The 12,000-nt window shown below is 70.2% G+C and carries 12 protein-coding genes and 1 riboswitch; of the genes, 7 read left to right on the forward strand and 5 right to left on the reverse strand.

Translation table 11 applies throughout. The annotated features are described in order from the left end of the window. Positions 1-179: 179 nt before the first annotated feature. Positions 180-1,088: an SIS domain-containing protein gene (locus tag OG710_RS16245; RefSeq protein WP_330239961.1), complete on the reverse strand. Its 909-nt coding sequence runs from the start codon at positions 1,086-1,088 to the stop codon at positions 180-182. 343 nt (positions 1,089-1,431) lie between these two features. Here OG710_RS16245 and OG710_RS16250 point away from each other — a divergent pair, with 343 nt between their 5' ends. Genes OG710_RS16250 through otsB form a run of 3 tightly spaced genes read left to right on the forward strand, consistent with a single transcriptional unit; the run spans position 1,432 to position 3,853 of the window. Then, positions 1,432-2,649 carry an extracellular solute-binding protein gene (locus tag OG710_RS16250; protein ID WP_330239962.1) on the forward strand — a complete coding sequence of 406 codons (1,218 nt, stop codon included), beginning with the start codon at positions 1,432-1,434 and terminating at the stop codon, positions 2,647-2,649. Between the two features lie 22 nt (positions 2,650-2,671). After that, positions 2,672-2,959, forward strand: a complete 288-nt coding sequence (locus OG710_RS16255) for a DUF3263 domain-containing protein (protein WP_330239963.1) — start codon at positions 2,672-2,674, stop codon at positions 2,957-2,959. A gap of 30 nt (positions 2,960-2,989) precedes the next feature. Then, on the forward strand, positions 2,990-3,853 hold the full coding sequence (gene otsB / locus OG710_RS16260; protein ID WP_330239964.1) for a trehalose-phosphatase: 864 nt from the start codon (positions 2,990-2,992) through the stop codon (positions 3,851-3,853). Here otsB and OG710_RS16265 read toward each other — a convergent pair. The 3 genes from OG710_RS16265 to OG710_RS16275 all read right to left on the reverse strand — a co-directional run bounded on the left by OG710_RS16265 (position 3,848) and on the right by OG710_RS16275 (position 6,654). Next, positions 3,848-4,165 (reverse strand): hypothetical protein, encoded by a 318-nt coding sequence (locus OG710_RS16265; protein ID WP_330239965.1) that lies wholly within the window; start codon positions 4,163-4,165, stop codon positions 3,848-3,850. The genes otsB and OG710_RS16265 overlap by 6 nt on opposite strands. A gap of 83 nt (positions 4,166-4,248) precedes the next feature. Then, a complete protein-coding gene (locus OG710_RS16270; RefSeq protein ID WP_330239966.1) occupies positions 4,249-5,643 on the reverse strand; it encodes an alpha,alpha-trehalose-phosphate synthase (UDP-forming) in 1,395 nt (464 codons plus the stop codon). Between the two features lie 63 nt (positions 5,644-5,706). Next, positions 5,707-6,654 (reverse strand): glucosyl-3-phosphoglycerate synthase, encoded by a 948-nt coding sequence (locus tag OG710_RS16275; RefSeq protein ID WP_330239967.1) that lies wholly within the window; start codon positions 6,652-6,654, stop codon positions 5,707-5,709. Between the two features lie 156 nt (positions 6,655-6,810). Then, a riboswitch (SAM riboswitch) is annotated at positions 6,811-6,937 on the forward strand. Between the two features lie 17 nt (positions 6,938-6,954). Between OG710_RS16275 and thrC the strand changes: the two genes are divergently transcribed. The 4 genes from thrC to groL all read left to right on the forward strand — a co-directional run bounded on the left by thrC (position 6,955) and on the right by groL (position 11,087). Continuing rightward, a complete protein-coding gene (thrC, locus tag OG710_RS16280; RefSeq protein WP_330239968.1) occupies positions 6,955-8,247 on the forward strand; it encodes a threonine synthase in 1,293 nt (430 codons plus the stop codon). Positions 8,248-8,276: 29 nt separating this feature from the next. Further along, the gene (locus OG710_RS16285) at positions 8,277-8,555 is read left to right on the forward strand and encodes a MoaD/ThiS family protein (RefSeq protein WP_111336675.1); all 279 of its coding nucleotides are present in this window, start codon (positions 8,277-8,279) and stop codon (positions 8,553-8,555) included. Between the two features lie 371 nt (positions 8,556-8,926). After that, the gene (locus tag OG710_RS16290) at positions 8,927-9,133 is read left to right on the forward strand and encodes a cold-shock protein (RefSeq protein WP_003967346.1); all 207 of its coding nucleotides are present in this window, start codon (positions 8,927-8,929) and stop codon (positions 9,131-9,133) included. 331 nt (positions 9,134-9,464) lie between these two features. Then, positions 9,465-11,087, forward strand: coding sequence for a chaperonin GroEL (gene groL / locus OG710_RS16295; protein WP_111336677.1), 1,623 nt, complete (start codon positions 9,465-9,467; stop codon positions 11,085-11,087). Between the two features lie 137 nt (positions 11,088-11,224). On the opposite strand, the gene OG710_RS16300 is transcribed toward groL, so the two are convergent. Further along, the gene (locus OG710_RS16300) at positions 11,225-11,977 is read right to left on the reverse strand and encodes a TetR/AcrR family transcriptional regulator (RefSeq protein WP_443064329.1); all 753 of its coding nucleotides are present in this window, start codon (positions 11,975-11,977) and stop codon (positions 11,225-11,227) included. Positions 11,978-12,000 lie beyond the last annotated feature (23 nt).

Here is a 12,000-nt window from a genome sequence, read left to right on the forward strand (position 1 = left end):
ACAGTTTCGCCCGAGCGACCCCAAAAGGTCTAGTCCACTATCGCTGTTTGTTGCGCACGCATACAAAATGCCCGGTACCGGTTACGGAGAGCGGGTCCGGTTTGTCGAGAAGGCCCCCCGGACGGGCCGGGCGTACCGGGCCCGTCCGGAATCATGCCCCGCTCGGAGCGTGATCACGCTCACCCCGGCAGGATCACGCTCCGCGAGAGGTTGCGGGGGTGGTCCGGGTCGTATCCCTTCGACTCGGCGAGCGCCACCGCGAGCCGCTGCGCCCGGATCAGATCGGCCATCGGGTCCGCCGACCGGTGCGCGACGAGCGTGCCGCCGACCGCCGCCACCTCACCGGCCAGCCCCTCGGGCAGCGCGCCGAAGACCCAGGCGACCCGGTTCGGCCCGGTGATCGAGATCGGGCCGTGGCGGTACTCCATCGCCGGGTACGACTCGGTCCAGGCGCCGGCCGCCTCGCGCATCTTCAGCCCGGCCTCCTGGGCCAGCCCGTAGGTCCAGCCGCGCCCCAGGAACGTCCACTGCTCCGCCGCGACCACCGCCTCGTCCAGCGGCTCGGTCACCGCCAGCTCCGCGTCCACCGCCGCCTCGGTGACCGTCTTCACACCCGCCGGGAGCGGACCGGCCGCCTCCAGGCCGGCCCGCAGGAAGGCGAGCGCGGTGGTGGCGAACCGGGTCTGCACCACGGACTCCTCGTCCGCCCAGTCCAGCACGGCCACCGCGTCGGCCGCCTCCATGACCGGCGTCTTCGGGTCGCCGGTCAGCGCGACGGTGGCCGTACGCCCGCGCAGCTCGCCCAGGAGCGCCAGCACCTCGCTCGTCGTGCCCGAGCGGGTGATCGCGACGACCCGGTCGTAGCGGCGGCCCACCGGGAACTCCGACGAGGGGTACGCGTCCGTCTCGCCCTGGCCGGCCGCCTCGCGCAGGGCCGCGTAGGCGATGGCCATGAACCACGAGGTGCCGCAGCCGGTGACCGCGACGCGCTCGCCCGGCCTCGGCAGTCCGTCGAACTCCGCGCCCGCCGCGGCGGCGCGCCGCCAGCAGCTGGGCTGGGTGGCGATTTCAGATGCGGTACGCGACATGCGGAACGACTCCTTGCGGCCGGGAGGGCGGGACGGACGAGCGAGAGGTGCGGGCGCGACGGACGGGCGGGAGAGTTGACAGACCGTCGGTTAAAGGTCTGGACCAATAAGGCCCTTATATCGAGACCTACTTAGCAGTCGCCGCACGGCCCGTGCAATGCTGCGACGTTGTGGAAGCGATACCTCCGTGGTGTAGACCTCTACGCCCATGGCGGGAAAAATCGCAGCTCACCCGAAGTGTCCCGAGTGGACCTGGGAGCGGTGGACGAAGCAGAACGAAAGAACGGACTCAGCTGTGCAGCGGCGTTACTTGGGACTGACGGCGGCGGTCGCCGCACTGGGAATGACGGCGACTCTGTCCGGCTGCGGAGGCAGCGGCGGCTCCGGAGACGTCACGCTGAAACTGGTCGCCGCCGACTACGGCACGAGTGACGCCAACAAGTCCGACAAATACTGGGAGGGCGTCGCACGCGGTTTCGAGGAGTCCCATCCCGGCATCAAGATCGACGTCACCGTCCTGCCCTGGACCGACATCGACCGCGAGGTCGCCAAGATGGTCAAGGACGGCAAGGCGCCCGACATCGCGCAGATCGGCGCCTACGCGGACTACGCCAAGGCCGGGAAGCTCTACTCCGCCAACCAGATGCTCAGCATCCCCACCCAGGCCAACTTCCTGCCGAAGCTCACCGACGCCGGGCGGGTCAACCGCATCCAGTACGGGCTGCCCTTCGTCGCCAGCACCCGGCTGCTCTTCTACAACAAGAAGCTCTTCCGTCAGTCCGGTCTCGACGCGCCCCGCACCTGGAGCGACATAGCCGACGACGCCGCCAAGCTCGAACAGGCCGGTGTGAAGTACCCCTTCGCCCTGCCCCTCGGGCCCGAGGAGTCCCAGGCCGAGACCCTGATGTGGATGCTCAGCGGGGACGGCGGCTACACCGATGACGCCGGCTCGTACGACATCGACTCCCAGGAGAACATCAAGACGTTCAACTGGCTGAAGTCCAACCTCGTCGACAAGCGTCTCGTCGGACCGGTCGCCCCCGGCAAGCTCAACCGCGCGAAGGCCTTCGCGGCGTTCACGAAGGGGCAGGTCGGCATGCTCAACGGCCACCCCACGCTGATGGAGGAGGCCGAGCAGCAGGGCGTCGAGGTCGGCATGGTCCCGCTGCCCGGCGCCGAGGGCCCCACCGACCGGCCGATGGGCGTCGCCGACTGGATCATGGGCTTCAAGCAGAACGGCCACCGGGCGGAGATCGGGAAGTTCTTCGACTTCCTCTTCACCGACAAGAACATCATCCAGTTCGCCGACATGTACGACATGCTGCCGGTCACCGACAGCGCGTCCGCGTCGATGGAGGACGACCCCCGGTTCAAGCAGCTGCACCAGTTCCTCGCCGCGCTCTCGCAGGCCGAGTTCTACCCCTTCGGCAAGACGTCCTGGGCGAAGGCGAGCGAGTCGATCAAGGAGAACATCGGCACGGCGGTGGAGCCGGGGGCGAGCCCGGAGACGGTGCTCGGGCGGATAGCCCGCGAGGCGATAGCGGCGGAGGCGGCGGAGTAGGCCGCGCCATATATTGGCTGATATGACCGCCCAGCCCCCGAACGGCCCCACCGGCCCCACCGGCCCCACCGGCCCCGACGAGCCCGCCCCGCTGTCCGACCGCGACCGCGCGGTCCTGGCGGTGGAGCGGCAGTCGTGGGCGGGGCCGGGAGCCAAGGAGCGGGCGATCCGGGAGCGGCTGGGGCTGTCGCCCACCCGGTATTACCAGCTGCTGAACGCGTTGCTGGACGATCGGCGGGCGCTGGAGGAGGACCCGGTGACGGTGAACCGCCTCCGGCGCGTCCGCGAAGCCCGCCGCAACCGCCGCTGAACGCGGGGGTGCCCCGATACCCTCGGGCCCATGGACAGCCATCCGTACCGCCCCGCCACCGCCGCCGGACGCCGCGGCCTGGACGCCGTCCTCGCCCGGCCCGAAGAGGCGCTCGTCGCGCTCGACTTCGACGGGACGCTGGCGGACATCGTGCCGGACCCGGAACAGGCGCGGGCGCACGAGAGAGCCGTTGAGGCGCTGGCCGCCCTCGCGCCCCGCGTCCGCGCGGTGGCCGTGATCACCGGCCGGCCGGCCGACGTCGCCGTGCGCTACGGCGGCTTCGCCGGGGTCGCCGGCCTCGACCACCTCGTCGTCCTCGGGCACTACGGCGCCGAACGGTGGGACGCGGCGACCGGCGAGCTCCACGCCCCCGACCCGCACCCCGGCATCGCCGCCGTGCGCGCCGCGCTCCCCGCCGTACTCGACGGCTCCGGGCTCCAGCAGGAGACCTGGACCGAGGACAAGGGCCACGCCCTCGCCGTCCACACGCGCCGCGCGGCCGACCCGCAGGCCGCGTTCGACGCGCTGCGCGGGCCCCTCGGCGAACTGGCCGCCGCGCACGGGCTGATCGTCGAACCGGGCCGCCTTGTCCTGGAGCTGCGCCCGCCGGGCATGGACAAGGGCGTCGCGCTCACCGCGTACGTACACGAGATCGGCGCCACGTCCGTCGTCTACGCGGGCGACGACCTGGGCGACCTCGCCGCTTACGCGGCCGTCGAGAAGCTGCGCGCGGACGAGGCGCGCCCCGTCCCCGGCCTCCTCCTCTGCAGCGGCAGCGCCGAGGTCCCGGAACTGTCCTCCCGCGCCGACCTCTCGCTGCCGGGCCCCGGCGCGGTCGTGGACTTCCTGCACGACCTGGCCGACCGGCTGGCCGACCCTCCGTCAGCGCTATAGCACCGACGAAAGCCACCCCAGCAACGCGATCGGGGCCGTGAAAGCCACCGTGCCCAGAGCGATTCCGGCCCACGCTCGACGGCGGTCGGCTTCCTTGTCGTGCCGCATGCCCCACAGCGCGCTCACTCCGAAGACAATCGCGCAGATCCCGAGGGGCATGCCGAGGTACACGGGGATGCTGCGGATCAACGGTGGCAGGAAGGTGAGGAACGGGCTCCCGTACGCCGTGACAGCGGCCACACCCAAGACCAGGGAACTCGTTCCACTTTCTCGGCCGACCTCGGCTTCATCCACGTGCGCGTCGGGGTTCATGACTGAAGGTTAGGCGGCATGTGCCCGGTGCCGGGTGGGCGTGATGGCTCAAACCGTGTACGTACATGGGCCGCTGGCGGGCTTCAGTCGCGCCGCAGCGCCTCCAGCTGGTCCAGGAACCACTGTTGCGGCGGGAGCGCCGTCGCCGCCTCCGCCAGGCGCTCGGAGCGGGCCGCCCGTACGTCGTCCGGCAGTGTCAGCGCCTCGTGGAGCGCGGTCGCCGTGGCCGAGACGTCGTACGGGTTGACCGTGAAGGCGTGCTCGCCCAGCTCCTCGTACGCGCCGGCCTCGCGGGAGAGGACCAGGGCGCAGCCCTCGTCGGAGACGACCGGGACCTCCTTGGCGACGAGGTTCATGCCGTCCCGGATGGGGTTGACCAGGGCCACGTCGGCCAGCCGGTACGCGGCGAGCGAGCGGGCGAAGTCGTCCTTCACGTGCAGCACGACCGGGGTCCAGTCCGCCGTGCCGTACGTCTTGTTGATCGCGTCGGCGACCTGCTGGACCTCCGCGGTGTACTCCCGGTAGACCGCGAGGTCCTGGCGCGAGGGGTAGGCGAACGCGACGTGCACGACGCGTTCGCGCCACTCGGGGTGCTCGTCGAGCAGGGCGCGGTACGCGTGCAGGCCGCGGACGATGTTCTTGGACAGCTCCGTGCGGTCGACCCGGACGATGGTGCGCCGGTCCGGTCCGATCTGGGCGCGCAGCGACTCCATCCGCTCGTCCACGTCGGCCTCGTGCGCGCGGCGGCGCAGGAATCCGGCGTCGGCGCCCAGGCCGTGCACGCCGATGCGGGTGCGTCCGGTGCCGCCCAGGATCTCCGTGCAGCAGCCGATGAAGGCGTCCGACCAGCGGCGGGTCAGGAAGGCGGCGCGGTCGGCGCCGAGGATGCCGCGCAACAGCTGTTCGGCGATGTCGTCGGGGAGCAGCCGGAAGTAGTCGACGGGCGCCCACGGGGTGTGCGAGAAGTGGCCGATGCGCAGGTCGGGGCGGAGTTCACGGAGCATGCCGGGGACCAGCGAGAGGTGGTAGTCCTGCACAAGCACGGCCGCGCCCTCGCCCGCCTCCTCGGCGAGCGCTTCGGCGAAGGCGCGGTTGTACGCCTCGTAGGACGCCCACTGCCTGCGGAACTCCGCATCGAACACGGGTTCGACAGGGGTCTGGTACAGCATGTGGTGGACGAACCACAGCACGGAGTTGGCGATGCCGTTGTACGCGTCGGCGTGCGTCCCGGCGTCGATGTCGAGCATGCGGACGCCCGGTTCGCCGACGCCCCGGCGCACCGCCTCGCGGTCGCCGTCGCCGAGGGCCGCGCAGACCCACATCTTGTCGTCCACGGCGCTGAGGCCGGAGACGAGCCCGCCCCCGCCCCGTTTCGCTTCGAGCGAGCCGTCCTCGCACAGCGCGTACGACACGGGGCCGCGGTTGGACGCGACGAGGACCTGGGCAGCGGGCTGGTGGGGGGCGTGCTCGGAGACCATGGCCGGAATCTAGCCCGATCCGTAACCGTCCAAACGTACGAAGTCGGACGGGCGGGGGCGTGATCAGGCCGCGCGGCGTGCGATGTACTCCTCGATCTCCCGCATCGGCGGCCTCTCCTGCGTGTCCACGGGGTACGTGTGCGGCACGAATCCGTGCGGCCCGCGCTCGAACTGGGTGAGCGAGGGGCGGATCAGATGGCCCCGCGAGAGCCGTACCTGCGCGGTCCGGTAGATGGCGGCGGCCATCCGGCCCAGCGCCTGCCCGTCCTGGTGCCGGTGGACGCGCCGGCCGACGTCCACCTGGGCGAGCGCGTCCAGGCCCACGGTGTGCAGCGCGTCCACGAGCAGGCCCAGCTCGACCCCGTAACCGACCGGGAAGGGCAGCCGCTCCAGGAGCGAGCGGCGCACCGCGTACTCGCCGCCCAGCGGCTGGACGAAACCCGCGAGCAGCGGCCAGTGGAGGTTCAGCAGGGGCCGGGCGACCAGCTCCGTGACGCGGCCGCCCTGACCCGCGAGCTCGCCGAGCGGGCGGTCGTACATCGCCTTGACGAACTGCACCTCGGGGTGGACGAGCAGCGGGGCGACGATCCCGGAGACGAAGTCCGCCGAGAAGTCCCGCAGGTCCGCGTCGATGAAGCACACGATGTCGCCGCCGGTGACCAGGAGCGAGCGCCACAGCACCTCGCCCTTGCCGGGGACGGCCGGGATACGGGGCAGGATCGCGTCCCGGTGGACCACCCGGGCGCCCGCCCGGCGCGCGACCTCGGCGGTGGCGTCCGTGGAACCGGAGTCGATCACCACCAGTTCGTCCACCAGCCGGACCTTCTCCATCAGCTCGCGCCGGATGGTCGCGACGATGTCCCCGACGGTCGCCGCCTCGTTCAACGCGGGCAGGACGACGCTCACACCCGTACCGTGCGCACCGCACCCGGCGGCCTGTTCGGCCGCCGGCGGGTGGTCGGCGGCGGACCAGGAACGCCTGGTCAGCCAGCGTTCGACCTCTTCGAGCACGGGCGATACTCCCTGTATGTGATCCATCTCGCGGTACGGACGACTATCTCAACAGTCCGCTCCTTCGGTTACAGTCTTGAACAACGCGGACGACCATCGCATGCCGGGGTCGATCCGCCGACAAACGCTCGGATCATTCGTGATCCGGTGCCACAGCGCTCATCCAGAGGGACAGAGGGAACGGCCCGTTGAAGTCCCGGCAACCCTCCTGCCGACCGCGAGGTTCGGTGGGGAAGGTGCCAATTCCGTCTCGCGGCGAAACGCGTCGTGAGGAAGATGAGGAGAAAGGGCCTCGCCATCATGGCTGTTGAGACTGTCGCAGCATCCGCCGAATCCACCGTCGACCTCGGTCCCGCCGCAGCGCTTTCCTGCCGCGAGTGCGGTGAAAAGTTTGCTCTCGGCCCCATCTTCGCCTGTGCGTCCTGTTTCGGGCCGCTCGAAGTGGCGTACGACCTGCCGAGCGGCTCGCCCGAGGAGCTGAAGAAGCGCATCGCGGCCGGCCCGAACAACATCTGGCGCTACGCGCCGCTGCTGCCGGTCCCCGCGAACGTCGCCGACAAGCCCAATCTCAACCCCGGTTTCACCAAGCTGGTCAAGGCCGACAACCTCGCCCGCGAGCTGGGCGTCACCGGCGGCCTGTACGTCAAGGACGACTCCGGCAACCCGACGCACTCCTTCAAGGACCGTGTCGTCGCCATCGCCGTCGAGGCCGCCCGCGCCTTCGGCTTCACCACGCTCTCCTGCTCCTCCACCGGCAACCTCGCCGGAGCGGTCGGCGCCGCCGCCTCCCGCGCCGGACTGCGCTCCTGCGTGTTCATCCCGCACGACCTGGAGCAGGGCAAGGTCGTCATGGCCGCGGTGTACGGCGGCGAGCTGGTCGGCATCGAGGGCAACTACGACGACGTCAACCGCTTCTGCTCCGAGCTCATCGGCGACCCGCTGGGCGAGGGCTGGGGCTTCGTCAACGTGAACCTGCGCCCGTACTACGGCGAGGGCTCCAAGACCCTGGCGTACGAGATCTGCGAGCAGCTCGGCTGGCGGCTGCCCGACCAGATCGTCATCCCGATCGCCTCCGGCTCGCAGCTCACGAAGATCGACAAGGGTCTCCAGGAGCTGATCAAGCTCGGCCTCGTCGAGGACAAGCCGTACAAGATCTTCGGCGCCCAGGCCGAGGGCTGCTCCCCGGTCTCCACGGCCTTCAAGGCCGGGCACGACGTGGTGCGCCCGCAGAAGCCGAACACGATCGCCAAGTCCCTGGCGATCGGCAACCCGGCCGACGGCCCGTACGTCCTGGACATCGCCCGCCGCACCGGCGGCGCCGTGGAGGACGTGAACGACGAGCAGGTCGTGGACGCGATCAAGCTGCTGGCCCGCACCGAGGGCATCTTCGCCGAGACGGCGGGCGGGGTGACGGTCGGCGTGACGAAGAAGCTGATCGACGCCGGCCTGCTCGACCCGGCGCTCACCACCGTCGTCCTGAACACGGGTGACGGCCTCAAGACGCTGGACGCCGTGGCCGACACCTCGCAGGCGACCGCCACCATCCGCCCGAGCCTCGACGCCTTCCGCGCCGCCGGCCTCGCCACCAGCTGACCACCCGAGACTTCAGGAAGGCACCCGCCATGAGCGTCAAGGTCCGTATCCCCACCATCCTCCGCACCTACACGGGCGGCCAGGCCGAGGTGCCCGCCGAGGGCGCGAACGTCTCCGAGGTCATCGCCTCGCTGGAGCAGAACCACCCCGGCATCGGCGCCCGCGTCCTGGACGACCAGGGCAACCTGCGCCGCTTCGTCAACGTGTACGTGAACGACGACGACGTCCGCTTCGAGGGCGGCCTGGAAGCGGCCACCCCGGACGGCGCCAACATCTCGATCATCCCGGCCGTGGCCGGCGGCTGCTGACCCCACCCCCGCACCGGCCCCCGGCTGCGCAGAGTCACAAGAATTGCCCCCTCCGCAAGAGAAGCGGAGGGGGCAATTCTGCATGGTTGAGCGGGGTAGAGTGTGGGAAGTCCCCTTCGCTGCGTGTGCCGCCCGCATATGAGAATGCGCCGCCGCACGACTAGATGCAGCCAAAGTGCGTGAACCTCTTGTGCCTTAAGTCACCTTTGCCTGGCCCGACTTGCCCCGCAATTTCGGCAATTCCTCATATTCGGGCGTTCGGTGCTGCGCAGAATTGTCGTCCGATTGACCTGTTGCAGAGGGCAGTTGGGCAGATACATTCAGCCGCGGTCGGCGCGTTCCGGCGCACACACGTAATAGGGGAGTTAGGCATGGCTCAGGGCACCGTCAAGTGGTTCAACGCGGAGAAGGGGTACGGCTTCATCGCGGTCGACGGTGGTGCGGATGTATTCGTCCACTACAGCGCGATCCAGATGGACGGCTACCGCACCCTCGAAGAAGGTCAGCGGGTCGAGTTCGAGATCTCGCAGGGCCAGAAGGGGCCGCAGGCGGACATGGTCAAGCTCGCCGTCGGCTGAGCCCGGCACGACACGTCGGCCACGACGCACGCACCTGTGAAGGGTCCGTACCGCGACGGTACGGACCCTTCGCGCGTGCCCGCGCGTGCCCGCGCGCGTGAGGGGTGGAGTGGGCGAGCTGTCCACACTCCGGCCGGAGGCGCTTGCACTCTCGGGGGTCGAGTGCTAATCATTGGGCTTAGCACTCTCCAGGTGAGAGTGACAGAATTTTGGACCGGGCCGGTGAGGCCCGCACGCCGGGCGGGGAAGGAACCGACCGGCACGCAGGCCGTCCGTCGCGGGCGCCACTCGGTCCGGAGCAATCCACCCCTGTCCGGGAGGACCACTTCACATGGCCAAGATCATCGCGTTCGACGAGGAGGCCCGGCGCGGTCTCGAGCGCGGCATGAACCAGCTCGCCGACGCCGTCAAGGTCACCCTTGGCCCCAAGGGTCGCAACGTCGTCCTCGAGAAGAAGTGGGGCGCCCCCACGATCACCAACGATGGTGTCTCCATCGCCAAGGAGATCGAGCTGGAGGACCCGTACGAGAAGATCGGTGCGGAGCTGGTCAAGGAGGTCGCCAAGAAGACGGACGACGTCGCCGGCGACGGTACGACCACTGCCACCGTTCTCGCCCAGGCGCTCGTCCGCGAGGGTCTGCGCAACGTGGCCGCGGGTGCGAACCCGATGGCTCTCAAGCGGGGCATCGAGAAGGCCGTCGAGGCCGTCTCCGCCGCCCTCCTGGAGCAGGCCAAGGACGTGGAGACCAAGGAGCAGATCGCTTCGACCGCCTCCATCTCCGCCGCCGACACCCAGATCGGCGAGCTGATCGCCGAGGCCATGGACAAGGTCGGCAAGGAAGGCGTCATCACCGTCGAGGAGTCCCAGACCTTCGGTCTGGAGCTGGAGCTCACCGAGGGTATGCGCTTCGACAAGGGCTACATCTCGGCGTACTTCGCCACCGACATGGAGCGCATGGAGTCGTCCCTGGACGACCCGTACATCCTGATCGTCAACTCCAAGGTCAGCAACGTGAAGGACCTCCTTCCGCTGCTGGAGAAGGTCATGCAGTCCGGCAAGCCGCTGCTGATCATCGCCGAGGACGTCGAGGGCGAGGCCCTGTCGACCCTGGTCGTCAACAAGATCCGCGGCACCTTCAAGTCCGTCGCCGTCAAGGCTCCGGGCTTCGGCGACCGCCGCAAGGCCATGCTCGGTGACATCGCCATCCTCACGGGCGGCACCGTCATCTCCGAGGAGGTCGGCCTCAAGCTGGAGAACGCCGGTCTCGACCTGCTCGGCCGCGCCCGCAAGGTCGTCATCACCAAGGACGAGACGACGATCGTCGACGGCGCCGGTGACAGCGACCAGGTCCAGGGCCGCGTCAACCAGATCCGTGCCGAGATCGAGAACTCCGACTCGGACTACGACCGCGAGAAGCTCCAGGAGCGTCTGGCGAAGCTGGCCGGCGGCGTGGCCGTCATCAAGGCCGGTGCCGCCACCGAGGTCGAGCTCAAGGAGCGCAAGCACCGCATCGAGGACGCGGTGCGCAACGCCAAGGCCGCCGTCGAGGAGGGCATCGTCGCCGGTGGTGGCGTGGCTCTGCTCCAGGCCTCGGCCGTCTTCGAGAAGCTGGAGCTGGAGGGTGACGAGGCGACCGGCGCCAACGCCGTGAAGCTCGCCCTGGAGGCCCCGCTCAAGCAGATCGCCGTCAACGGTGGTCTCGAGGGTGGCGTCGTCGTGGAGAAGGTTCGCAACCTGGCCGTCGGCCACGGCCTGAACGCCGCGACCGGCGAGTACGTCGACATGATCGCCGAGGGCATCCTCGACCCGGCGAAGGTCACGCGCTCCGCGCTGCAGAACGCCGCGTCGATCGCCGCGCTGTTCCTCACCACCGAGGCCGTCATCGCCGACAAGCCGGAGAAGGCCGCCGCGGCCGCTCCGGGCGGCATGCCGGGCGGTGACATGGACTTCTGATCCTGCCGGATCGGGATTCCAGCAGTACCAAGACACCGGCCCCCGGGGACTCGTCCCCGGGGGCCGGTGTCGTCGTGTGTACGCGTACGGCGTCGTGCGTACGCGTACGGGTTGCGGCTACGGCTACGCGTACGGGCTCAGCCCGCGTCGAGGCCGTCCACGAGCCGGGTGAGGAACCGGTCGAACATGGCCTCCGGGGTGACCGGCCGCCCCGCCGTCGCCAGCGCCTCCGCCAGTTCCGGATGGCGGCCGTCCGCCGCCACCTCGGCCAGGTACAGCGCCTCGGCCGCCGCCCGCCCCGGCTCCCCGGCCGCCCGCGCCTGGCCGATCTCGTAGGACGCGTGGGCCGCCACGAACGAGGTGAGCTGGGCGAAGACCTCCAGCCGGGCCGCCCCGTCCAGTCCGCTGGGCCGCAGGGCGGCGAGCGCGTGTTCCAGGAAGTCCAGCGTGCGGGGCCCCAGGGAGCGGCGGGCCTGCACGGCGGCCGGCAGCCATGGATGGCGCAGCATATGGGCGCGCTGGAGGCGGCCGATGTTCTTGAGGTCGGCCCGCCAGTCGCCGGTGAGCGGGCCGGTCGTGGGCAGCTCACCGGAGACGTGGTCGATCATCAGGTCGAGCAGCGTCTCCTTGTCGGGGGCGTAGCTGTAGAGCGACATGACGCCGGCGCCCACCTCGGCGGCGACCCGCCGCATGGTGACCGCGTCGATGCCCTCGGAGTCCGCGAGGGCGATCGCGGCCGCGGTGATCGCCTCGCGGCTGAACGCGGGCCGCCGTCCGCGCCGGGGGCGGTCGTGCCCCAGCCAGAGCGTTCTCGGGTCCAGGCCGCCGGGCCCTTCGGTGCCGGTCACGGTCTCCGCCTCTCTCCCCCTCGGATCGCCTCCGCAGTCCATCCAAGCATCCAGTACGCTCGGCA

Source organism: Streptomyces sp. NBC_00525 (genome assembly GCF_036346595.1).
GTDB lineage: Bacteria > Actinomycetota > Actinomycetes > Streptomycetales > Streptomycetaceae > Streptomyces.